Source organism: Kribbella sp. NPDC055071 (genome assembly GCF_053608045.1).
Map to the genome: position 1 here is coordinate 116,417 of NZ_JBSGUS010000018.1, position 22,238 is coordinate 138,654.

Genomic DNA, 22,238 nt, shown 5'->3' on the forward strand with positions numbered 1-22,238 from the left:
GCGGCCCAGCCGCTCGGGGATGCCGTCAGGTTGTATCAAAGGGTGGGTCAGATCGCTCCGCTTGATGGGGGAGGGATCGCGATGCCTGTGGTGGATGTGCATTGTCACAACTTCAACGCGGACGACTTGCCGGTTCGGGGGTTCGTCCGGCATGTGGGGCTGCACGACTCGTTGGTCAGTCCCGCGGTTGCGGCGCTGCTCGACACGATTGTTCAGAAGGGGGCGCCGGGGTTCGCCGAGGAGAAGCCTCGGCTTGACGCGTTACTCGGAGGGAGTACCTTCGGGGACGGCCTCGAGGGCCTGGAGCCGGCCGAGCGGGTCGTCGATCCACGCGATCAGCTCCGGCTCGAGGTCGACGCGGAGTTGACGGAGCTCATGCAGCGCACCCCGGATCTGGTGCGCAGAGCCGCCGACGACCTGGCCGACACCGAGGCCGGACTCGACGAGGGCCTGTTCGACATCACCAAGGCGGTACGCCGGGCAGTGACGTGGGCGAAGCTGTTCACGAAGTCACGGCTGGACCTGACCGGGGTGCTGACGTCGACCTATCCGGACGTCGACCTCTTCTGCCCGATGCTTGTCGACCTGGGCACGGCGCTCGGCGACACGGCGAAGACCACGATCCGCGAACAGGTCATCCTGCAGGAGCAGATCAGCCGCCTCAGCATGCTGGGCCGGCTGCCGTGGCCGACGACTGCCCGGATCCACCCGTTCGTCGGCTTCGATCCGCGCCATGAAGTACGGGCGCGACAGGCCGGCGACATCGACACCCCGCTGGCCATCGTCCAGGATGCCGTGACGCGGTTCGGCTTCGTCGGCGTGAAGCTCTACCCGCCGATGGGTTTCCGTCCGCTGAACAACGTTGCCGTCGGCGACGTGACCGCCGACGAAGCCAAGGCACTCAACGAAGTCCTCGACGAGTTCTACACCTGGTGCGAGGCCGAGCAGGTACCGATCACGGCGCACTGCAACAACTCGCAGTACGCCAGCAGGGCTTACGAGACCGCGGGGCTGGCCGGACCGGGCGGCTGGATCGATGTCCTCGGCAGGTACTCCGGTCTGCACGTGAACCTCGGCCACTTCGGTGGCGCCCGCGCCGTCGAGGACCCGGACGGATGGATCTGGCAGATCGCGAACGCGGCCGCGCGGTTCGACTTCCTGTACGCCGATGTCGGCGACCACAAGATCCACGACAGCGCGTTGTCCGGGCCGTACCTGGACCGCCTGCACGAGATGTTCGGCCGTCCGGCCACGACGGTAATGCGGCAACGCCTGATGTACGGAACCGACTGGTTCATGCTCGCCGTCTACCCGGCGTGGGAAAGCTTCCTCACCACGTACCGAGACCTGTACCGGGAGAAGCTCGGAGCGGGTCCGGCCGACGACTTCATGGGCGCCAACGCCCTGCGTTTCCTGGGATTCGGCGATCCCGGGAACAAGAACAACCGCAGACTCTGGGACCGGTACGAGCGGTACGCGCCCGGTCGCACCCCGGACTGGCTGGCCCGGCCTGCGGACGTACCGCAATGATGACAGGGAGGCCCGGCGGTGTGGGACGACGCTGAGCTCATCGAAATCGTTGAGACCTACCCGGCCATCGCCGACGAAGCACTGGCCGCCATCCAGCACGACGTCGACAACCCGCTGAACCTTGCCTCCATCGCGGCAGCGGCAGCCTTCCTCGGCACCGATGCCGCCAAGCAGTGCATCATCCAGTTGCAGGGTCTCGGTCTCCTCGACGCGTTCGGCGAGGCGCTCCGGGCCAGGGGAGTGGAGATCGACGGTACGGCGGCAGGCGCCGGCCGGATCAACATCGAGGGCATGCAGCACTTCCTCGAACGGGCCAAGACGTTCCGGTGCCGGATCGAGGTGGACAACCGGTTCGCGGGTTCCGGCTGCCTGGTCGGTCCTGGGCTGGTACTCACGGCGTGGCACGTGGTCCGCAGCCAGGGGCCGGGAGTCGTGGAGAATCCACCGCCGCGGTTGACCGTGATGTTGGCCGACGGCACCACCCACGAGGCCGCCGTACCGCCGTCGTACGAATCCCCGTGTGGCGCCGACGAGTGGCACAGCATCGCTCCGAGTCAGGATGCCGACGTACTGAACTCCCACGACGTTGCCCTGCTCGCACTGCGCAGACCGGCCGCGCGGCACCTCGGATTCGTCCGGATGCCGTCCACCGCGCCGTCGGCGAAGTCGCGGATGAAGCTGTATCTGCTCGATTTTCCGGCCGGGGTGGACAAGGGGCTGGGCGACGGTACGACCTGGAAGATCCGGGGTGTCAATGTCCGCCTCCGGCACGACGTCGACACCGAGGGCGGCTCCTCCGGCGGCGCGTGTTTCAACGAGCGGTTCGAGTTCTTCGGGCTGCACCAGGGTAGATCGGGCAACGGCAAGTATGGACGGTTCGTGCCGGCGTACCTGTTCCTCGACGCCGTGGCCGGACTGATCCGGAACGACATCTCGCCGACCGAGCTCTGGCATCTGGACGGGCAGAGCGATCGGCTGGTGATCGGCCGGGATCTCTTCGTCCGCAGCGTTGCCGAGGCAAGCAAGGACGCCACGCGGGTCCGCGGGATTCGCGTGAAGCGGAGCAATCTGGTCGACCGAGATGAGACGGGTCTCGGCTTCTCGTACCGGATTCTGGACGAACTGCTGCTTCGGCAGGGCGGAGCACAGTTCGCGATCCGGATTCCTGTCGGCGACTCGGTACCTGACCTGATGGTGGATGTCGCGCAGCGCGTCGAGGCGTCGGGACTCCTGGTCGCCGAGCCGCCGTCGCCCGGTGGGGTCGATCCGGTCCAGGCAGCTCCGGAAGCGGTGGCTCGGGATCGGGCGAGGCGGCTGGCGTTCGCCGTGAACGAGGCGGCCGCGAAGCTCGGGCGGACGGTGTGGTTCTTCTTCGACGGCCCGTCCGCGCGGATGTCCGAGCTGACCAGGCTGCAGCTCGAAGGTTTCGTCGTCGCCTGCCTGGCGCTGCCGCAGGTCCGCCTGGTCGTTGCCGGTCTCGAGACCGTCCAGCTGGGCGGGCTCGAGTTCGCCGCGCCCGACGTCGCCGGCGGCGACGGGCAGGCGGGGCTGGTCGTCGACTACATCGGCGAGTTCACCCGCGCGGATGTGCAGGACTGTCTGACCCGCGCCGCAACCGAGCTCACCGAGACCGTCGATCCGATCGTGATCGACAGCCAGGCCGACCTCGCACTGCAAGGTCTTGAGCAGTTCAACCAGCGCTATGCCACCAAGGATCTCGGCAGGGTCGTCGACAGCTTGCAGCCGTACCTGGCACTCCTGCGTCAGCAGGGAGGCCGCACGCCATGACCGAGTACCAGAATGTGCTGTCGACGCAGCCGGCCGGCGCGCAGTCGCCAATCGTTGCTCAAGGCATCGAGCAGGCGCGGGTGTACGCCGCCCTGTCCGGTCCGTTCGACCCGGTCCAGGCCTTGCGAAGCATCGACGTGGTCGCGACAACCGATCCGATCGAACTGACCGCGATCGCGGCCGGCCTGTCACAGGCCTGCGACACCGTCCTGTCCGCGGTGACCGGCCAGTGGTTGATGCGCGGTGCCGAACGCCGGCGGATCCTCACTGGACTCGCGGCCGACGATCAAATGCACGACGCCGTCGCCTGGCGCAGGGACAAGGAGCCGGATCCACCGACGGTGGACCTGCTGAACGCGATCGAGGCGGACGGCATCTTCGCGGCCGATGCGATCGCGGTGGCGGTGGACCAGGATTCGGACCGGGAGGTGCTGGAGCGGCTCGCGATCGGGCTCGGCCGGGCCGGACCGCTGGCGCCGCAGTACCAGCAGGCACCAAGGGTCAAGGCGGCACTCACCCATCTCGATCTCGTCGCGTCCACCGATCAGGATCGTGGCTTCTTCGGGCGTGATCGGGAGATCGCGCAGATCATTGGCTGGCTCGACGATGCGGTCGCCGGCCGGCCGGCCGAGGCGCTCTACATCGACGGGTTGCCGGGCATCGGGAAGTCGGCGCTGCTCGAGGAGGTCGCCGCGACGCTGCTCGGCCGCGACGATGACTGGGTTGTAGTCCGCCTGGACTTCGACCGAGCCGGCCTCGACGTCCTGGATTCGGTCGGGTTGACGCTGGAGTTCGCCCGGCAGGTGTCGGCTCAGCTTCCTGGTGCGGAGCAGCCGATTCAGCAGGCCCGGGAACGTGCCGCCAGCATGCCCGTGCTGAAAGGCGACGGTCCGGAACAGGTACCAGAGGAATTAGCTCCCGTGCTGGCCAACGCACTCGGCAATCCGCCGCGACGGATCTTCCTGACGCTGGACACGCTGGAGGTACTGCGGGCTCGTGGCGAAACGCATCCTGGCCGGCTCTTCACCTGGCTGAACCAACTCGCGAACGTCCTGAACGTGCCCATCGCTGTCGTCGGCGCCGGACGCGGCGGCGCCTTGGACGGGACGAGCGCCCGCGTCGAAGAGCGGATCTCGCTGCGTGGCCTGGACGAGGACAGTGCCGACCGCCGGCTGGAGCGTCTCGAGGTCCATCCGCAGTCGTGGGGGGAGCTCAGGACGTTCGCGGACGGGAACCCGCTGGCTCTTCGGCTGTCGGCCAAGTTCGCGAACGAGCACGGGACGCGAGACCTGCCGAAGGCCCGCGGGCGAGGCGAGCTGGCGGTGCCGTACCTGTATCGCTTCATCCTGTCCCGGCTGGACAACGATGCGCTGAACAGGCTCGCGGTTCCGGGGCTCGTCGTGCGGCTGATCAACGCTGAGGTGATCCGCGAGGTCGTCGGGCCGCAGGTCGGACTCAAGGGTCTGACTCCGGCGCGGGCGCAGGAACTGTTCGAAGCCTTGGCCAGTCAGCACTGGCTGGTCGAACCCGCCGCAGACGGCTTCGTGCGCCATCGGACGGACATGAGGGCCGTGCTGTTGCCGATGCTGTACGACGCGGAGCCGGCGAAGTCGGCGCGGATCGACCGGGCGGCAGCCAAGTGGTTCCGTGCGCGGCCCGAGCCATGGGCGAAGGCCGAGTCGGCCTATCACCAACTCCAGCTGATGCGCCGCCGGCCGGCAGTGCCACCGATCGATCCCGCGGTGCTCGCACAGTTGGATGCACCAACGATCGCGGAACTGCCCGAGGTCGCACAGGACGTCGTACTGCAGAGCCAGGGGGAGCGGTCGACGAGCTTCCGCGGCGACCGGCCCGTGCCCGGGCGGCAGTTGGATGTGAATGCGGTGGCCGAGCTGCGGGCGATGAACGAGCGCTCGGACTGGCTCGAGGGCAACTACGTCTACGACCGCGCGTACGCCGGTGCCGCCTTCGATCCAACCAGCCCAGAAGCGATCCCAGCCATCACGTTCCTCTGGCGATCCGGCCGCTGGCGCGAGGCCCGCGAGCTCCTCGGCCAGCAGGGCGGCTGGGATCGGGCCGGCTTGCTGCTCACACAAGAGGAGAACGCTTCGTTCCTCGACAGGATCTGCCGGCTGGAGATGGGCGCCGAGTTCAGCTTCGACGCCCTCGTACAAGCCCTCACCGGGGGCAGCAGAGGTGCGATCATGGGGGCGACCGAAACCGGGTTGTCGACTCGGCCATCGGTCTCCAGTGCGGCGCTGCGCTTCGCCTTCTACCGCGCGCGCACGTCGTTCCCGGCGCGCAGTCAGCTCTTCGATGTGGCTGAGGAAGCCGCGACACAGTGGGACCGCAGTGAGCCGACCAGCGTGGTGGACTACTCGCCTGGTTGGGAGCGGATCACTGGGCGGACTGGTCCGCTGGACGGCGGCGAGGTCGATGCGTCCGTGGTGGCGGCGCGGTCGTTTGCGGTGCTTTCGCCGTTCGCCGAACTGGTGGGGACCATGAGCCGGTTCGAGGATCATCAGTACCTCGGTGATTGGGTGACGGCGGTCGCCCGCGGGCTCGACGCGCTGGGTTTCCTGGCACCGCAGGGATTCCAGCCGTGGCACAACTACGGGACCGAGCAGTCGCTGCAGGTGTTGACCGATCTCGGCCTGCTCGCGGAGACGGTCGGCGCGGCTGCCTACCTTCACCAGGACGCCGATCTTCGGCTCGTCGCGCAGGCGGCTGAGCGTTGGCGTCGTACCACCGCCGGCTCGTGGTCCTACGGGTCGACGGCCAAACCCACGACATGGGCGCGTCCCGTCGACGTCTCGATCGCCGATCGGCTGACCGCGCTCCAGGCCGGGCCTGACGACCTGGCCGAAGCGCAGCTCGCAGCGTGGTGCCCGGAGATGACAGTCGGCGACGTACTCGGACTGCTGCGCCAACGAGCGCCGAGGACCTACGACGATGCGAGTCACGCCGCGCGGACGGACATCACGGCCGCGGCGGCGCTGTTGCTTCGACGGAACGTGCCGAGTGCCTTCGTTCCGCCGCTGGCCGTGCTGCTCGGGAGACGCCGCGCAAGGAGATTCAAGCTCTAGGGGGAAATGACCATGACGGATGGAATGCAGGACGAGGCTGTGCGGCGGGCGCGGGTCGAGGAGAGGTTGCAGAACGACGCGTTGCGCAACGTCATCACGGAGGCAATTGCGGCCGGCCTGGTGCCGCCGGTGCTGGTGTCGGAGCGGGACGCGGAACGGCTCGACAAAGGAGACGATCTGGAGAGCGTGCTCCCCGTCGACGAGTTGGAGGCGATAGTACGGCGGTTCGGCCGGCCACCGCTTCTCGTCGAGAACGACGCCGTGGTGATGGAAGCGTTGCCCGAGTTCGCCGCGGGCACGGACGCGTTGATCAAGGGCGTCGAGTCTTACGTGAAGTCCGTCGGGCGCGTGGAGTTCATCAATCACGAGATGGACTGGGGCGGTACCGGCTGGGTGATCGACGAGCCGACCGCAACGAGCCGCGTGGTCGCCACCAACCGGCATGTCGCGAAATTGATCGCCGCGCGGGTGGCCGATGGCAGCGGAGTCTTCCTCCGCTCGCCGGCCGGAATCCTGTACAAGGCTCAACTCGACTTCAAGGAGGAGGTCCACTCCGATCCCGGCGCTGCGACGCCGGTCCAGGTCACCAGCATCAGGTACCTGGCCGACGACGCCTCGCCCGATGTCGCGCTGCTCCGGATCGAGGGCGAACCCGGGCTGCCGTCCGCGCTGCCGCTGGCCGACGAGGAGGCGGAGGCCGAGCAACGCGTCGCGCTGATCGGGTACCCGGCGTACGACTCGCGCAACGACAAGAACGACCAGGCACGCTACTTCCAGGGCCTGTTCGGGGTGAAGCGCTTCGCGCCGGGACTCGTCATGCAGGCACTCGGCGGCGGGCAGGCGCTGAGCCACGACTGCACCAGCCTGGGCGGGAACTCCGGATCGCCGCTGGTCAGCCTGGAGAACCGAAAGGTCGTCGGACTGCATTTCTCCGGGCAGTACGGCGTACAGAACAATGCCGTCGGCGTCGGAACCCTGAAGCGTCTGCTGGCCGGTGAGCGGCCGGTGGTCGGCAGAAACCGAGGCCCGATCGAGAAGCCATCGGACGAGGCGAAGGACGGGACGCACGCGCCCACATTCTTCTCCGGCCGCGAGGGGTACGACCCGAGCTTCCTCGGCAAGAAGCTGGCGGCGCCCTGGCCGGGGCTCGATGTCGACACCGAAGCCGAGTTGGCGCAGCCCAGCGACGGAACTGCCGGAGCGCCGTTCGAACTGCGTTACACACATTTCGGCGTCAAGTACCACCGGGCTCGCCGGCAGCCGTTGATGACCGCGGTAAATATCGACGGCGAACACTCCGTGCGGATCAAGCGCACCCAGGACAAGTGGTTCGCGGACAAGCGGATCCCCGCCGACATCCAGCTCACTCAGGCCGACTACAACGATCCCCAGATCGATCGCGGGCACATGGTACGGCGGGAGGACCCGAACTGGGACGTGGCTGCGACGGGCATCGACGACGCCACGCAGCTGGCTAAGGACGCGAACGCGGACACATTCCACTACACCAATGCGGCCCTCCAGCACTCGCAGCTCAACCAGGGCAAGCAGCTCTGGCAGGGTCTGGAGAACTACATCCTCGACAACGCTCGGACCAAGGGCTTCAAGGCATGCGTGTTCACCGGCCCGGTCCTGCGCGCCGACGATCCCGAGCTCGTCGAGGGCCTGGCCGTTCCGCGCGAGTTCTGGAAGCTGGTGGTGATGCCGGCGAGCGCAGGCAAGAAGCTGCACGCCACGGCGTACCTGCTCAGCCAAGGGGATCTGATCCGCGACCTCCTGGAGAAGCGGTCGCGGGTGGAGGCGGTCGAAGGTTTCGTCCTCGGCCCGTACCGGACCTTCCAGATCGCGATCGCCGATCTCGCCGACGCGACCGGGTACGACCTGACCACCTACATCCCGGCCGACCCGTTCGGCCGGCCGCGGATCGGCGACGAATCAGTCAGCACTCGCGAGCCGGTGTACGCCCCACTGGACTCCTTCGAGCAGATCATCACCTGATCGGGCGATTCAGTGGTGTGCGGGGTTGCGATGCGAGTCAGGTGGGGTCCTCCTGGGCGAGGCGTTCGCGGCGGTCCTGCTCGCGCTTGGAGTAGGCGGCGGCGCGGATCGCCTCGTCCGATTCCAGGCCGGAGCCGAGGCCGCCGCCGACGGTTGCGGCGGATGCGACGAACCAGGCCAGGACGAACAGGTCCCCGTGGCTGATCGGGTTCTTCAGATAGCCGCCCATCACATCGGGATCGACGATGAAGTACGCCCACGCCAGGTTCACCAGGTACAGAGCGGTGTAACAGATGAGGACGCCGACCGTCAGGGTCAGCAGTGTCGAGCCGTTGTAGAGACGCGATCTCTCCCGGGCCTGGCGGGAGTCGTCGTCGGGACGGTCCCACAACTCGCCGTCGATCACGAGCCAGCCCACGACGAGTGCGATCGAGGCGACCGACGCGACGACCAGGCGCCACCACGACATCGAGCTGGCCAGCAACCAGATCGTGGAGTTGACCGTGGCCACGGCTCCGGTTGCCAGCGCGGCCACCAGCGCAGACTTCAGGCCCGGCACCAAGAGCCACGGCCGGTTGGCGAGCACCATGCCCATGAGCAGACGCCAGCGGCCGCGCAGGCGCGGGAGGATCACATGGTCCTCGTCCATCGGGTGTGGGTCTGTCATACCGCTGATCAGGGAGCGCACCGCCCGACGTGTGCGGGCATGCACCCGAAGGCCGCCGAGCGCAGGGAGTGACAGCACCGCGGTCCGTTGCTCTGCGTCGGTCTCGACCAGCAAGTGCCGGCCCTCGTGATCGTGGAGTGGAAGTTCGGTCAGACCGACGACGACGTCCCAGCCCTGCTCGCGAGCTCGATCCTGTAGCCGACCCACCGCGGCGCTGACCTCCTCGGAGCCGGTGGTGAAAGGCTCACTCACGACGGTGATGTCCCAGTCGCCGCTGTCGTCGAGTGGCTGCAGATCGGTCATACTCCGGGCAATCTCAGTCGGTGCGGCTGGATCGGCCACTAGTCCGACGCGGATGGGGTCCATACCTGTCCCGTACCCCAATCGGCGCAGAGCTGACGATCGCAGGCAGTCGGGACGGTAGGGTTGGCCAGATTCACCTGGGGGTCGGTGCAGATCACACCCCCGATGAATCGCCTGATCGGGCAAGTCGTCGAGGGTTGCAAGGGAGCAATTGTGGGACGTCGCCGGGTTTCCCTGATGATCATTGTCGCGGTGGCCCTTGGGCTGGTGGCCGCGACGGACCTGCCGGCGAACGCCGTACCGGGAGGAGCGTCTCGGTTCTCACCCGGCGCACCGGGGGCCGGGGATCCGTACTTCCCCGACATGGGGAACGGCGGCTACGACGTCAGTCACTACGACATCAGGCTGGCGTTCGACCCCACGACCAAGGCGATCAGCGCGACCACGACGATCCTGGCCAGGGCGACGCAGAATCTGTCCCGGTTCGACCTGGACTTCAAGGGGCCGCTGGCGATCAGCAAGCTCTCGGTCAACGGGCGTGCCGCGTCGTTCGTCCGCAGCGGGGCGCAGGAGTTGGTAATCACTCCGCGCCACGGCCTGTGGAAGGGGAGCACGTTCCGGGTCTCGGTGACCTACGCGGGCATCCCGGAGAAGATCGACGACCCGGCGCTCGGCCTGTCCGGCTGGGTCGCCACCAAGGACGGCGCGGTCGCGCTCAACCAGCCCATCGGCGCGGCGACCTACTATCCGGTGAACGACACCACCGACGACAAGGCGACGTACACCCAGACGATCACCGTGCCGACCGGCCTCACCGTGCTGGCCAACGGTGAACCCGGAGCGACCAGCAGCCACGGCGGCCGGACCACCTTCCGTTGGCAGATGAACCAGCCGATGGCCAGCGAGCTGGCCATGCTGGCGATCGGGAAGTACAACGTCACCCGCAGCCTGACGGCCGACGGCCGGCCGAACATCACCGCGATCGGCCAGTCGATCGACACGAAGGCCGGGCAGGGCAAGGTGCTGAACGACACCACGGCGCAGATCGTCCAGTGGGAGTCGTCGCTGTACGGGCGCTATCCCTTCGGGTCGACCGGAGGGATCATCGGCGACGTCGGAGTCCATTACGCCCTGGAGACGCAGGGGCGACCGGTGTACGACCAGCGCAGCAGCAAGGTCAGTGGTGATCTGCTGGCCCACGAGCTCGGTCACCAGTGGTTCGGGGACAGCCTCACTCCGGTGCACTGGTCGGACATCTGGCTGAACGAGGGCTTCGCGACCTATTCGGAGTGGCTCTACCAGGAGAAATTCAACGGCATCCCGGTGCAGCAGAGCTTCGCCGAGGCCTATGCCGACGAGAAGGATTGGAGTGGCAAGGTGGCCGACCCCGGCCGGGATCAGATCTTCGACGATCTGGTCTACAGCCGCGGTGCGATGACGCTGCAGGCGCTCCGGCTGAAGATCGGCGATCGCGCCTTCTTCCAGGTTCTCAAGCAGTGGCCGACCACCCACCGGTACGGCAACGTCTCGACGCAAACCTTCATCCGATTCGTCGAGCGACTCACCCACCGCGACCTCGGTACGTTCTTCGACACCTGGCTCTATCAGCCGGGCAAGCCGACACTCTGACGAGGTCGCCTGGTCGCCGGCTGTGCGTGGTGGCCGAGTAGGGTTCGTTCTCATGCCTGCCACCCGAGCCCGCCGTCCTCGTCCGGCCGATATGACAGTCCCGATCGGCGCGCGCACGGTGTTCACCGACGGTGCGTGCTCGCGCAACCCCGGGCCCGGAGGCTGGGCCTGGGCGCTGTCGAAGACCGAGTACGCCGCCGGCCACGAGGCCGTCTCCACCAACCAGCGGATGGAGATCCGCGCCGCCCTCGAGGCCGTCCGCGCGAACGACGGCCCACTCCTGGTCGTCTCGGATTCGACGTACGTCGTCAACTGCTTCCGCGACCGGTGGCACACAGGTTGGCTGGAGCGAGGCTGGCTGACCTCAGCCAAGAAGCCAGTCGCCAACCGCGACCTCTGGGAGCCTTTAGTAACCCTGGTAACGGCCCGCGGCGACGTGGCCTTCCAATGGGTCAAAGGCCACTCCGGCCACGAAATGAACGACTACGTAGACGCCCTAGCCGTAGCCGCCTGCTTCCCGGAGCACTGACCTGCAGCACGCTTGTCAGCGGCTCAGTTGGTGTCGGTCAGGAAGCTCCACATGAGGGTGCCGGCGGTTGCGTCGGAGGGTACGGCGTCGGTGCCGGGCCAGTGGTGGGTGAGGCCGTCCCAGCGGGCTAGGGCGACTCGGCCGTGGTCCTGGCAGGATGTCCACTCGGTGATGGTCGCTGGTCCGACTGCGGTCGTTGACGATGCGTCGGTGCAGCCTTCGACTGAGCGCCAGTCGGCTGCGGTGACGGGCGCGGTGATGCCGTGTCCGGGCACGTGTCCGGGTGCGGCGTGCGGGTCGGCGCTCCCGTAGCCAATGAACACCGGTGGCGGGGTCCGGCCGGTCGCGCACCGCGCCGGCTCGGCCGTCCCGTACGTCGCCACGCCGGCGATGCCGGGCACTGCGCACGCGGCGGTGAGCGCCAGTCGGCCGCCGTTGCTGTAGCCGACAAGGTAAGTCCGGGTGGGATCGACTGGTAGGTGTTTGTCAATCGCAGTGAGCAATGCCCGCAGGAACCCGACGTCGTTCACGTGCTGCTTGGCCGCCGTCGCACAGCAGCCCGTGGTCGCGTTCCACGACCGGCCGATCCCGGCCGGGTACGCGAGAACGGCGGACCCGTTCGCGGCCAGGCCGGCAAGGCCGGTGCGGACCAGTTCCTGAGTGGGCGTGCTGTTCCGGCCGTGCAGCACCACCACCAGCGGCACGGGCCGGTCGGCCTGCGGGGCGAGCACGATGGCTGTCCGAGACCGACCGTCAGAAGACAGCCGGACCGTCTCCGCGCGTGCCCCCGCCGAGACCGCTGAAGCCGGCAGCGTGGCAGGTCCCCAGACCGGCTCTCCGCCGGCCCGAACGCCGATGCCCGGACCGGACCCGATGGCCAGCGCGGTCGGTACGGCGGCCGCAAGGGCCAGCAACACGAGTACGGCGAGGCCGCGGCGGAACCGGATCGTCACGATCGGCCGACTAGCTGGAGACTGCCGATGGCAATGATCCGGGGTCCATCGGCCGCGGGTCCACCCGCAATGCGAGCAGGGTGCCGACCGCCAGCAGACCCACCGACAGCCCGAACGGCAGCTGCCAGTTCCCGGTCCGGTCGATCAGGAACCCGAAGACGATCGGGGAGACGATGCCCGCCACACCGAAGCCCGTGTTCATCAGCCCGCTGGCCACGCCCGCGTGGTCGGGCGCGATGTCCATCGGGATGGTCCACAGCACCGAGTTGGTCAGCTCCAGGAAGAAGAACGACACCGCCAGGCTGATCGTCACCAGGACCAGGTTGTGCACCAGCAGCGAGGGAATGAGCGCCAGCATCGAGCCGGCCAAACCGATCACCAGGTTGACCCGCCGGGCCGTGCGGAGACTGCGGGTGCGGGCCAGCAACCGATCCGACACCATCCCGCCCAGGGTGTCCGACACCACCCCGGCCGACAGCACCAGGGTCGTGAACAGCGCGAACCCGGCCAGCGCCAGGCCGTACTGGTCCTTGAAGAAGGACGGCAGCCAGGTGAGATAGACCCACAACATCCATCCGTAGCAGAAGTCGACGAGCGTGACGGGCGCGATCCGAGCCACCAGCCGTCGCCACGGTACCTTCCGCCGTTCAGCCGTGGATCTCGTTCCGGGCACCTCATCGGCGTACTGGGAGTGCAGCTCACCCAGTTCGGCCGCGGAGACGCGCTCGTCGTCCTGCGGGCGGTTGCGGAATCGGCGCAGCCAGGCGACCGACCAGAGCGCGGAGAGTACGCCGAGAGCGACGAAACCGGCCCGCCAGCCCACTGTCGCGATCAGCCCGGCCATCGCGAGCGGTGCGATCGCAGCGCCGACGCGGGCGGCTGAATGCACGACGCCCTGGCCGTAGCCACGGCGGTCGCCGGGTAGCCAGGACGACATCGCCCGAGTCGCGGTCGGGAACGCGGAGCCTTCGCTCAGCCCGAGCAACAGGCGCGCCGCGCCCAGCGCGAGCAGCCCGGTGGCGAGGCCGGTCCAGATGCTCGCGATGCCCCAGGCGACGGCAAGGATGCCGAGCACCTTGCGCGGGCCGTAGCGGTCGCCGATCCAGCCTCCGAAGATCTGCAGCAGCGCATAGGGAAGCGAGTACGCCGCCAACGCGAATCCGAACTGGGTCTCGCTCAGGTGCAAATCGGCGCCGATGGCCGGCGCCGCCGTCGAGATCGCAGTGCGGTCGACGTACGAGATCGCGTAGAGGCCGCAGAGCAGGAGCAGCACGCGCCCACGGACACGGTGGCGCAGCGGGGAGCGGGTGGTCGGCGCGGCCGCGGGTCCGACGGATTCGGTACTCAGGCTCATGTCACACCTTCCAGACGATGGGCGGGTTCGATCCGCCGGGCTGCTGCCTTCGCCGGCCGCCGGCGTGGTCTGCCAGTCAGCGGAAGACTCACCGGTGTCCGCCGGGCCAGCTCGGCGACCACGAGTGAGCCGCCCAGTGCGAGCGCAGTGGCTGCGACGGCGGTCACTGCCGCCGGAGGCCAGGTCATCCACGGAATGGCGAACAGCCCGAGCAGCAGGAGTGGATGAACCAGGTAGACACCGAACGACAAGTCCGAGGCGCGATCCACCCAGCTCACGTGCGGCGCTCCGGCGGCCGTCCACCCGGTCGCCGCAGCGCCGAGCCCGGCGACCAGGATGACCGCCCAGATCTGCATGACCGGCTGGACGGGATCGGCCGCGGCGTCTGCGTGCGTGCCGGTCGCGACCAGTACGGCGTACAGGAGCTCCATGGCGACCGCGCCGGCCAGGGTTCCGGCGAGTACCGCCCGCCGGTGGTCGGCCAGCCAGTCCCGGACCGCGTCCAGGTGCAGCGCGGCAACACCGCCGGCGACGAACAAGAACGTGTACGTCGGTAGCAGTTGACCCTCGTACGCACGGTACGTCGCGAGCGGACCCGGCGCCCACTGCGAGTAGTGCAGCCAACCGGTGAACACGACCGCGAAGGCCAGGCCGCCGCCGAGCTGCGCCCAGGGGTGCCGGCGAGTGCGCCGCAACAGCCAGAGGAATGCCGGGAGCACTACATAGAACTGCATCGTGACGAGCAGGAAATACAGGTGGTACCAGGCGGTGCCGGTCAGCAAGGCGAGCCCGGCGCCGTCCCACGGCGTCTTTCGGTCACCGACAGCCCAGGACACCGTGAGGTAGATGGCCGACCACACCAGGTACGGCACGCCAACGAGCGTCAGCCGCCGACGCAGCTTGCCGGTGCGACCGGACCGCTCCGCCGACCGGACCAGCACGATCGCCATCAACACGAAGAAGGCCGAGCGGGTGTAGTGCAGCAGCATCAGCGCCGCGTTCCCGCCGATGGCGAGCGGGGCGAACGAGAGGCTCACCGCGTGGACGCCGATGACCGCGCCGAACGTCACCACCCGGACCAGATCGATCTCCCGCATCCGATCGCCCCGCCGCATCATGCCGCCGAATACTTGGCGCGAACCATCGCAGCGACCTCGGCCCTCCGGATCTTGCCGCTGCCGGTGATCGGCAACCGCTCGACGACGGTGAGCTCGGCCGGCTGCCGGTCGCGGGGGAGCGCCGCCCGGCACCGCTCGGCCAACCGGGCGGCGAGACCGCCGACCACACCAGGGTCGTTGCTGCTGGCAACGACGTACGCGACGGGGACCTCGCCGAGAACGGGATCCGGCCGTCCGACCACCACCGCGTCGCGGACGTCGGGGTCCTCCCGCAGCACGTCCTCGATCTCCCGCGGCAGGATCTTCTCCCCGCTGCGGTTGATCAGTTCGCTCGCCCGGCCCACCAGCCAGACGTAGCCGTCCTTGTCGCGCTGTCCCAGGTCGCCGGTGTCCAGCCACCCCTCGGCGTCGAACCGCTCGGTGCCGACGTCGGTGGCGTACGCGCGGATGACGCCGGGGCCGCGGATCAGAACAGTGCCTGATTCCCCGGCCGGCAGCTCATGTCGGTCGGCGCCGACGATCTTCAGCTCGCCGCCGACCGGCAAACCTACCGAGCCGGGCCGGCGCTCACCGGCCAGCGGATTCACGGTGATCTGGCTGGCCGCCTCGGTCATCCCGTACGACTCCAGGATGCGGATGTGGTGCAGGTCCTCGAACCGGCGCAGTACCGGGACCGGCAGTGGCGCAGACGCGCTGCGGACGAACCGGATCCGGGCCGGATTCGTGGTCGTCGTACCGCCGTCCTCGGCCAGCAGTACGACCATCGCGGGCACCGCGTTGACCCAGGTCGCCTCATGCGCGTCCACCGTGGCCCAGAATCGGCTGCGGGAGAACCGGTGGTCCAGCACGAGTCTTCCGCCGGCCCGTAGCGTCGCCAGCAGCCCGACGACCTCGGCGTTGACGTGGTAGAGCGGAAGCGGGCAGAAGCCGATGTCGGCCGGGCCGAGCTGGTGCGAGTCGACGACGGCTGTGGCGACGTACGCAAGTTGAGCGGCGCTGAGCAGGATCTGCTTCGGCTCGCCCGTGCTGCCCGAGCTGGACAGCAGTACTCCCGCCGGTCGCCGGGTCGGCACTCGATCAGCGAGCAACTCGAGACCCTCGCCAGTGAGAATGGCGAGGGTGTCCGGTTGCGCCCGAAGCCGGGCCAGCGCCCGCGGAGCATCCGGATCGAAGGGCGCCGCGACCCGCCCGGTCGCGATGAGACCGAGCAGCGCCAGCCCGGCGTCCAGCGGGTCGGTCACGGCAGTAGCAACGGTCGCACCAGACGGGACGCCCGCGTCGGTCAGGCGCTGGTCCCAGTCGGCCACGGCCGCGGCCAGGTCGCCGTACGTGACCTGGCGCGGGCCGCGCGCGTCGGCAAGGTACACCGCGTTGCCACGCACCGCCGCCGCCTCCTGGATCCATTGGCCGATCTGGCTGACCTCATCCACGGGCATACCTCGACGCTAGGCAGGCAATCTGGGCGGCCGCTGCGGGCCGGCTGCAGATCGGCTGGGAATGGATCGACGTCACTGTGCGCACAGTGCAACGATCTCTGCCTTCCGCGGCTCTGTCAGCGCGGCCAGCCACCGCCCGGACCCCATGCCACCTGCAGTCGGCCACCTCCCGCTAGCCGGTAGTGACCGGAACGGGGACTAGCCGTCGAGGAAGTTGGTCACGGCGTTGATGAAGGATGCGGCGTACTGGAAGTGCGATCCGTGGTTGGAGTCGGGGTAGAGGATGAGCTCGGCGTTGGGGAGATTCTGCTGCAGGATGTACGAGTTGACGGTGGCGACGACGATGTCATTGTTGCCGTTGACAACAAGCGATGGATGCGTGATCTGCTTGAGGTAGTCGTAGTCGCCGCTGGCGGTCGCTCCCCAGGCGCGTGCGGCGACGAGATGGGCCGCGACGGTGGCGGCCGAGACGGGAGCGTCTCGATCCTCGGTCCGGGCGCGGATGCGTTCCAGGAAACGGCGGCCGGCGGCCTGGCTCGAGTCCGACGGCGAGAAGAAGATCGGGAGCCACATCAGATCCTGCGGGTCGTAGACCTTCCCGAACAGCGGTGCGACGTCCGGCGCGAGGCCGCCCATACCCTCTCCGCCGCTCGGCCCGGTGCCTACCAGAATCAATCGACGGACGAGCTCGGGTCGGTCGACCGTGAGCTGCTGGGCGACATAGCCTCCCATCGAGAAACCGAAGAGGTCCACCCGCTCGAGGTCGAGAGCGTCGACGAACGAGGCGATGTCCTTCGCCATTCCGGCCACGGTGTCAGGCGCCGTACCGGTGCTCAGTCCGACCCCGGCGTTGTCGGTCAGGATCACCTCGCGGCCGGCGGCGAGTGCGTCGGTGATCGCGGGGTCGTAGTTGTCGAGGTTGCCCATGAAGTGCTGGAGCAACACGATCGGCGTACCGGCGGGGTTGCCGAAGCGCCGGTAGGCGAAGCGGACGCCGTTGCCGTCGACGAACCGCGTCGGCGCAGTGTCGTGCGTGTACATAGCGGGATTCCTTTGCTGGAAGCGAGATCAGTTCGCGGAGTGGCCGCCGTCGACGTTCAGGATGTGGCCGGTGATGTACGACGCTCGCTCCGACGCGATGTAGACGATCGCGTCGGCGACCTCGTCCGGCAGGCCGAGACGGCGCATCGGAACCTCGGTCACGAGAGCGGCCTTGTTCTCCGGGGTGCCGGTGAAGCGGGTCAGCATGCCGGTATCGGTGGGTCCGGGTGCCACGCCGTTCACGCGGATTCCCGATCCGGCGACCTCCAGTGCGACCGACTTGGTGATGCCTTCGACCGCGTGCTTGCTGGCGACGTAGACGGCGGCGCCGGCCGCTCCCTCGTGCCCGTAGGTCGAGGAGATGTTGACGATGCTCCCGGAGCCTTGCATCTGCATGACGCGGACCTCGTGCTTCACGCTCAGGAGCACGCCGAGGACGTTCGTGTCGCACGTGTCGGCGTACGTCTGCGCGGTCTGATCCGTGATCGGGCTTGGATTGCCTTCGGTGCCGGCGTTGTTCACCGCGACATCGACACGGCCGAACAGTTCGACCGTCCGGTCGACCAGCGCGCGAACGTCGTCCTCACGACGTACATCGGTGGTGACAAACTCGGCTTCGGCGCCGAGTGAGCGGAGTTCCTCGGCGAGCGTCTTGCCGGCCGCCTCGCGCCGACCGGCCACGACCACGTTCGCACCCGCGGTGGCGAAGGCGATGGCACTGGCTCTGCCGATACCGGTGAGGCCGCCGGTGATCAGAACTACCTGCTTGTCGGACATAGCGTGCACTCCTGTGAGGTATGACGTACGAAGTATGGAAGACCTCCTCAAACTAGGCGCATCTAGTTGAAATGAAAAAGACTTTGTAGAGTGGGGGCATACCCGGCGAGCATGGGAGTGCGATGGAGCTGCGACACCTTCGGTACCTCGTTGCGGTCGCCGAGGCCGGAAGCCTGACCGAGGCGGCCCAGCGCCGGCTGCATACCTCCCAGCCATCACTCAGCCGGCAGATCCGGGACCTGGAGAAGGAGGTCGGGGTCGAGCTGCTCGCGCGCAGTGTGCACGGTGTCGAGCTGACCGCCGCGGGCCAAGAGTTCTTGGAGCACGCGCGCCTTGCGCTGATGCAGGTCGATGCCGCCGTCGAGGCGGCGCGCCGGGCCGCCCAGCCCGCACGCAAGACGCTGGCCATCGGCTTCCAGACCGGGCACGAGATGAATTGGTTGCCGCGCGCAATGAAGGTGTTGCACGATCAGCTGCCGAACCTCGACGTGACGGTCTCCAGCGACTACTCGCCGGACCTCGCCGAAGCGGTGGCCCGCGGCCGGGTGGATGTCGCCTTCTTGCGCCGGGAGCCGGGCTACGACCTCGAGTACGTCGTGGTCGACCGGGAGCCGCTCGTCGCGCTGCTGCCGAGCGATCATCGACTGGCCGCGCGTGATTCCGTCCGCCCGCAGGATTTCGCCGGCCAGACCTTCATCGGAGGTTCGAACAAGGCCACCGTGCTGCGCGCCGCCACCGAGCAGTACTTCCGGCGTGCGGGCGTCGACGTTCGCTGGGATCACGGCGTCGACAACTTGGCGATGGCGATGTCCTTGGTCGCATCCACCCGCGGTCTGTCACTGATGCCGGCGTACGCCGAGAACCTCCTGCCGACCTCCGTCGTCAGCCGTCCGCTGGAGGGCGAGGCGCCGACGATCGAGATCGCGGTCGGCTACAGCAAGTCCAACACCTCACCGGCCCTGGCGCTCTTCCTGTCCCGCCTCGACGACCTGGCACGGCCGCCGGATTCAGCGGTCTGATGGCTGGGCTTCGGTTGCGAGGAGCTTTGTCAGCAGCGTGATGAACTGGCGGCGTTGCGTGGCTGTCAGGGGTTGCAGAACTTGCTCTTGGACTCGGTCGACGATCGTGTCCAGTTCCAGGAGTTCTTCGAGCCCGGCCGGGGTGATCGTGACGATGTTGCGGCGCTTGTGGGCGGGGTCGACCGACCGTTCGACGAGTCGGCGTGACTCCAGCTCGGACAGGGCGGCCGTGACGTCGCTGCGGTCGATCCCGGTCCCGCGGCCAAGGTCGGCCTGACTTGCGGGTCCCCATTCGTCGAGTCCGGCCAAGAGCCGGTAGTGGTAACTGCGAAGCCCGCGGCCGGCCGACTCGAAGCCGGCGGCGAGGAGGGCCGACGAGCGCGCGAAGTTCCGGCTGATCAGCCAGGTCGGGCGGTCCTTGACCCGTGCGGTGGTACGGGTCGGCGAGTGATGGATCGGCATGGTCAGACGGTACCAGTTGTTGGCGCGGCCAACATCGGCTATGTTGGCCACACCAATACTCGTGCAGTGAGGAGATCGTCCCATGGACCAACCATCCAGCCGTGAACCCGAACGGATCCTGATCATCGGCAGAAGTCCGAGCGTGATCCTCGACGCGGCCGACATCCTTCGTGCCAAGGGATTTCGAGCCGATGCGACGAATCAGTTCGACGAAGTGCTGACGGCGTACGACACCACTGCTGTCGACGTCGTTCTCTTCGGTGGCATGGTTCCGGCTGACACCAAGCGGCACCTCACGGACGAGATCTCCAAGGTCAACAACCGTGTCACCTTCGTGCAGGGTCTGGCCGGAATCGCAGGCCTCATCGCTGCCCAGGTCGAAGGCGCCGTGTCGCCGGTCGCGGACGGCGTGACTTATGACCCGGCGAACAGGACGTTGCACCTCACCCTGAAAGAACCAGCCGCGGTGGTCGTCGAGGCCTTCTGGGGCACCTCGTTCACGCCACCCGAACCGAAGAGCACGTCCATGCGGCTGATCGATGCGACTTCGGACGCCGGCGAGCACGTGATTCCACTCCCCGCCGAGATCCCGACGGTGGCGTCGTTCGTCACTGTCTCCGTCGGACCGTCCGTGCACGCGTTCACCGTCGGCCCGATGCCCGAGGCGGTAACCCGCCTGGTGCCGACCCGCGACCGCACACAGCCTTCACCACTCCCTCCTGTCCAAGCGATCTCAACCCACACCGACCACTGACCCGTCAACCTCGTGGTTCCTGGTCAGGGGTCAGCCGGTGTGCCCGGCTGCATGGTCGTGTCGTCGTGGGGCCGATCGCCACCAGGCGGCCGTGGCCAATGCGATTCCACCCAATGCCCCGACCAACGTCAGCAGCACGGGGCCGGCGGCAACCATGAGGACCTGGCACGCTGCCAGCGCGGTCAGTAGCACCCGCGGCCATTTGTCCCACAGTGCGGCCGCTGTTGCTCGCCATCGTTCGACGGTCAGCAGTCCGGCAGCGGTCAGGAGGATCGCCGGCAGGTACCAGAGCCGGCCGACCGTGGTGAGGCAGAGCAGGCCGGGGCCGATCAACCACACGGCGCAGAAGGCCCGGGACAGAACGGAAAGGCCAGGATCGCGCTGGCGTACGGCGGCCAGCCCGGCCAGCACCGAAAGCCCCACGGTGAGCAGGCCGAGTGGGCCGGTGGCGAGTTTGTTGCCGCTCCATTCCGGGATGCTGTCCCCGGCCAGCGTCTGGACCAACCCGGCGGCGATGCCGAGGGCCGCTCCGGACAGACCGAGCCTGGTCGCGAGCCGCCGGCGGTTCATCGGGTCACCGACCGAGCGGAACGCCGCGGAGTCGGTCGCGCATCGCGGACCGGGTAACCGACCCGGAAAGTCAGCAGTGGCCGCTCCCCGTCCGGCAGTAGCTCCGCGAACCTCGGGGCGAACGTGGCTGCAGCGCCGGTCGTCGCCTCCCGGTCGATCCGCTCGGTGATCTGGTTCATGTGCTGCAGTGCGATTCCGCGGCTGGTGGCGGAGAGGTGAACGCGTTGCAGCAGCCGCCCGGCCTCCAGTTGGGTACGCCGATCGTCCGGAGAGGCCGAGGTGATGACGCCGTACGCCGCGGCGGTGGCGGTGTGCACGGTCCGCGTCTGTGTCACCCAAAACTCGTCGCCGTCGGTGCGTGAGGATGCGGGCAGCAGTTTCGCGATGCTGAGGACCAGTGGGCTGAGTCCTTGGCCGTCGAGTACCAGTCCGTCGCGGTGCCGTTGGATCTCGTCCTGGCTGTTGCGGAACCAGACGAACCCGTCACGGGACTGCTGTTGGTCGTGGGTGAGTGCCTCCGCCGCGTCGACGAGCAGCCCGGACAGTGCGGCCTTCGGTGCCGGGTCGAGGATCCATTGCACCGTCGGTCCGTCAAGTCCGGTGGGGTCGACCAGCTCAGCCAGCGTCTGGGCGGGGACAGCCTGCGAGGTGTAGGGACCCCGATTCGTGTGCCGCCGGCCGATCGCGTCGTACAGGGGATTCGCCTGCGGCTGCGCAGACCCGAGCTCGACGTGTGCCACCCGACCGGCCTCGGCGCCGTCGGGTAGCCACGTGACCTCCGGCGCCAGACCGCGGGCCGCGGCACCGAGTACCAGGTTCTCGACCGCACAGCCGAGGCCGACGTACTGCTCGCGGCGGAGTGGGTCGACCGCCCCGGTCCCGCGGGCCTCGTCGACGAAGACGTCGATGCTGCGCGGGCCGAGTGCGAAGGACCACGGCTGGGTGTTGTGCGGGCTGGCGGCGAGTACGGCGGCGGCCACTGCGCCGAGGGGACCCGGCAGCTGACGCCACTGGGACCACGGGTCGAAGGCCGGCCCGCTCCCCGGGTTGAGAGCCGCGGTGTCGTAAACGCGGTAGCTGAGGGCTCCGGTACCGGCTACCACCACGGTGGCACCGCCCAAGCCGATGGTGCGGAGCAGGCTGCGGCGCGACCGGCGCGGCGGCTCGTCTGGACGTTCGGTCGCAACAGGGACCGATTCCTGGTCGTGTGTCGTTGTCATACCC

18 protein-coding genes are annotated in these 22,238 nt (G+C 68.3%); 8 read left to right on the forward strand and 10 right to left on the reverse strand.

Annotated features, from left to right (window positions below; translation table 11 throughout):
• Positions 1-81: 81 nt before the first annotated feature.
• From ACWF4Z_RS27880 to ACWF4Z_RS27895, 4 genes are read left to right on the forward strand one after another with little or no spacing between them, the layout of a single operon-like run.
• Positions 82-1,530, forward strand: a complete 1,449-nt coding sequence (locus ACWF4Z_RS27880; RefSeq protein WP_452246105.1) for an amidohydrolase family protein — start codon at positions 82-84, stop codon at positions 1,528-1,530.
• Between the two features lie 18 nt (positions 1,531-1,548).
• Positions 1,549-3,318 (forward strand): trypsin-like serine peptidase, encoded by a 1,770-nt coding sequence (locus ACWF4Z_RS27885; protein WP_452246106.1) that lies wholly within the window; start codon positions 1,549-1,551, stop codon positions 3,316-3,318.
• On the forward strand, positions 3,315-6,404 hold the full coding sequence (locus ACWF4Z_RS27890) for an AAA family ATPase (RefSeq protein WP_452246107.1): 3,090 nt from the start codon (positions 3,315-3,317) through the stop codon (positions 6,402-6,404). Before ACWF4Z_RS27885 ends, ACWF4Z_RS27890 begins: the two co-directional genes overlap by 4 nt.
• A gap of 12 nt (positions 6,405-6,416) precedes the next feature.
• A complete protein-coding gene (locus tag ACWF4Z_RS27895) occupies positions 6,417-8,402 on the forward strand; it encodes a DNA/RNA non-specific endonuclease (protein ID WP_452246108.1) in 1,986 nt (661 codons plus the stop codon).
• Between the two features lie 37 nt (positions 8,403-8,439).
• Here ACWF4Z_RS27895 and ACWF4Z_RS27900 read toward each other — a convergent pair whose 3' ends face one another.
• Positions 8,440-9,372 carry a hypothetical protein gene (locus tag ACWF4Z_RS27900; RefSeq protein ID WP_452246109.1) on the reverse strand — a complete coding sequence of 311 codons (933 nt, stop codon included), beginning with the start codon at positions 9,370-9,372 and terminating at the stop codon, positions 8,440-8,442.
• A gap of 237 nt (positions 9,373-9,609) precedes the next feature.
• On the opposite strand from ACWF4Z_RS27900, the gene ACWF4Z_RS27905 reads away from it, so the two are divergent.
• Both ACWF4Z_RS27905 and ACWF4Z_RS27910 read left to right on the forward strand, forming a co-directional pair.
• A complete protein-coding gene (locus tag ACWF4Z_RS27905) occupies positions 9,610-11,001 on the forward strand; it encodes a M1 family metallopeptidase (protein ID WP_452246110.1) in 1,392 nt (463 codons plus the stop codon).
• Between the two features lie 52 nt (positions 11,002-11,053).
• Positions 11,054-11,530 (forward strand): ribonuclease H family protein, encoded by a 477-nt coding sequence (locus ACWF4Z_RS27910; RefSeq protein WP_452246111.1) that lies wholly within the window; start codon positions 11,054-11,056, stop codon positions 11,528-11,530.
• A 23-nt stretch (positions 11,531-11,553) separates the two neighbouring features.
• Here the strand turns inward: ACWF4Z_RS27910 and ACWF4Z_RS27915 are convergent, their stop codons facing one another.
• The 6 genes from ACWF4Z_RS27915 to ACWF4Z_RS27940 form a co-directional block, all read right to left on the reverse strand.
• The gene (locus ACWF4Z_RS27915) at positions 11,554-12,483 is read right to left on the reverse strand and encodes an alpha/beta hydrolase family esterase (protein ID WP_452246112.1); all 930 of its coding nucleotides are present in this window, start codon (positions 12,481-12,483) and stop codon (positions 11,554-11,556) included.
• Positions 12,484-12,493: 10 nt separating this feature from the next.
• A complete protein-coding gene (locus ACWF4Z_RS27920) occupies positions 12,494-13,837 on the reverse strand; it encodes an MFS transporter (protein WP_452246113.1) in 1,344 nt (447 codons plus the stop codon).
• A complete protein-coding gene (locus ACWF4Z_RS27925; RefSeq protein WP_452246114.1) occupies positions 13,834-14,955 on the reverse strand; it encodes an acyltransferase in 1,122 nt (373 codons plus the stop codon). The genes ACWF4Z_RS27920 and ACWF4Z_RS27925 overlap by 4 nt, the downstream gene beginning before the upstream one ends.
• Complete coding sequence (locus tag ACWF4Z_RS27930) at positions 14,952-16,391, reverse strand: AMP-binding protein (RefSeq protein WP_452246115.1); 1,440 nt, start codon at positions 16,389-16,391, stop codon at positions 14,952-14,954. Before ACWF4Z_RS27930 ends, ACWF4Z_RS27925 begins: the two co-directional genes overlap by 4 nt.
• A 198-nt stretch (positions 16,392-16,589) precedes the next feature.
• Positions 16,590-17,432 (reverse strand): alpha/beta fold hydrolase, encoded by an 843-nt coding sequence (locus tag ACWF4Z_RS27935; protein ID WP_452246116.1) that lies wholly within the window; start codon positions 17,430-17,432, stop codon positions 16,590-16,592.
• A gap of 27 nt (positions 17,433-17,459) precedes the next feature.
• Positions 17,460-18,209, reverse strand: a complete 750-nt coding sequence (locus ACWF4Z_RS27940; RefSeq protein WP_452246117.1) for an SDR family NAD(P)-dependent oxidoreductase — start codon at positions 18,207-18,209, stop codon at positions 17,460-17,462.
• Between the two features lie 122 nt (positions 18,210-18,331).
• Between ACWF4Z_RS27940 and ACWF4Z_RS27945 the strand changes: the two genes are divergently transcribed.
• On the forward strand, positions 18,332-19,228 hold the full coding sequence (locus ACWF4Z_RS27945) for a LysR family transcriptional regulator (protein WP_452246118.1): 897 nt from the start codon (positions 18,332-18,334) through the stop codon (positions 19,226-19,228).
• On the opposite strand, the gene ACWF4Z_RS27950 is transcribed toward ACWF4Z_RS27945, so the two are convergent.
• Positions 19,217-19,690, reverse strand: a complete 474-nt coding sequence (locus tag ACWF4Z_RS27950; RefSeq protein WP_452246119.1) for a MarR family winged helix-turn-helix transcriptional regulator — start codon at positions 19,688-19,690, stop codon at positions 19,217-19,219. The two genes, ACWF4Z_RS27945 and ACWF4Z_RS27950, sit on opposite strands and share 12 nt — an antisense overlap.
• An 82-nt stretch (positions 19,691-19,772) precedes the next feature.
• Between ACWF4Z_RS27950 and ACWF4Z_RS27955 the strand changes: the two genes are divergently transcribed.
• Entirely contained in the window at positions 19,773-20,444 is a 672-nt protein-coding gene (locus ACWF4Z_RS27955) for a hypothetical protein (protein WP_452246120.1), read from the forward strand.
• 30 nt (positions 20,445-20,474) lie between these two features.
• Here the strand turns inward: ACWF4Z_RS27955 and ACWF4Z_RS27960 are convergent, their stop codons facing one another.
• Both ACWF4Z_RS27960 and ACWF4Z_RS27965 read right to left on the reverse strand, forming a co-directional pair.
• Positions 20,475-21,014, reverse strand: coding sequence for a hypothetical protein (locus ACWF4Z_RS27960; RefSeq protein WP_452246121.1), 540 nt, complete (start codon positions 21,012-21,014; stop codon positions 20,475-20,477).
• Complete coding sequence (locus ACWF4Z_RS27965; RefSeq protein ID WP_452246122.1) at positions 21,011-22,234, reverse strand: Acg family FMN-binding oxidoreductase; 1,224 nt, start codon at positions 22,232-22,234, stop codon at positions 21,011-21,013. Before ACWF4Z_RS27965 ends, ACWF4Z_RS27960 begins: the two co-directional genes overlap by 4 nt.
• Positions 22,235-22,238 lie beyond the last annotated feature (4 nt).

Excerpts from the sequence above, each read along its gene's own strand:
- ACWF4Z_RS27925 (WP_452246114.1), bottom strand. The coding sequence starts at position 14,955 with ATGATGCGGCGGGGCGATCGGATGCGGGAGATCGATCTGGTCCGGGTG.
- ACWF4Z_RS27880 (WP_452246105.1), top strand. The coding sequence starts at position 82 with ATGCCTGTGGTGGATGTGCATTGTCACAACTTCAACGCGGACGACTTG.
- ACWF4Z_RS27945 (WP_452246118.1), top strand. The coding sequence starts at position 18,332 with ATGGAGCTGCGACACCTTCGGTACCTCGTTGCGGTCGCCGAGGCCGGA.
- ACWF4Z_RS27950 (WP_452246119.1), bottom strand. The coding sequence starts at position 19,690 with ATGCCGATCCATCACTCGCCGACCCGTACCACCGCACGGGTCAAGGAC.
- ACWF4Z_RS27905 (WP_452246110.1), top strand. The coding sequence starts at position 9,610 with ATGATCATTGTCGCGGTGGCCCTTGGGCTGGTGGCCGCGACGGACCTG.
- ACWF4Z_RS27960 (WP_452246121.1), bottom strand. The coding sequence starts at position 21,014 with ATGAACCGCCGGCGGCTCGCGACCAGGCTCGGTCTGTCCGGAGCGGCC.
- ACWF4Z_RS27940 (WP_452246117.1), bottom strand. The coding sequence starts at position 18,209 with ATGTCCGACAAGCAGGTAGTTCTGATCACCGGCGGCCTCACCGGTATC.
- ACWF4Z_RS27895 (WP_452246108.1), top strand. The coding sequence starts at position 6,417 with ATGACGGATGGAATGCAGGACGAGGCTGTGCGGCGGGCGCGGGTCGAG.
- ACWF4Z_RS27930 (WP_452246115.1), bottom strand. The coding sequence starts at position 16,391 with ATGCCCGTGGATGAGGTCAGCCAGATCGGCCAATGGATCCAGGAGGCG.
- ACWF4Z_RS27965 (WP_452246122.1), bottom strand. The coding sequence starts at position 22,234 with ATGACAACGACACACGACCAGGAATCGGTCCCTGTTGCGACCGAACGT.
- ACWF4Z_RS27890 (WP_452246107.1), top strand. The coding sequence starts at position 3,315 with ATGACCGAGTACCAGAATGTGCTGTCGACGCAGCCGGCCGGCGCGCAG.
- ACWF4Z_RS27920 (WP_452246113.1), bottom strand. The coding sequence starts at position 13,837 with ATGAGCCTGAGTACCGAATCCGTCGGACCCGCGGCCGCGCCGACCACC.
- ACWF4Z_RS27910 (WP_452246111.1), top strand. The coding sequence starts at position 11,054 with ATGCCTGCCACCCGAGCCCGCCGTCCTCGTCCGGCCGATATGACAGTC.
- ACWF4Z_RS27900 (WP_452246109.1), bottom strand. The coding sequence starts at position 9,372 with ATGACCGATCTGCAGCCACTCGACGACAGCGGCGACTGGGACATCACC.
- ACWF4Z_RS27935 (WP_452246116.1), bottom strand. The coding sequence starts at position 17,432 with ATGTACACGCACGACACTGCGCCGACGCGGTTCGTCGACGGCAACGGC.
- ACWF4Z_RS27955 (WP_452246120.1), top strand. The coding sequence starts at position 19,773 with ATGGACCAACCATCCAGCCGTGAACCCGAACGGATCCTGATCATCGGC.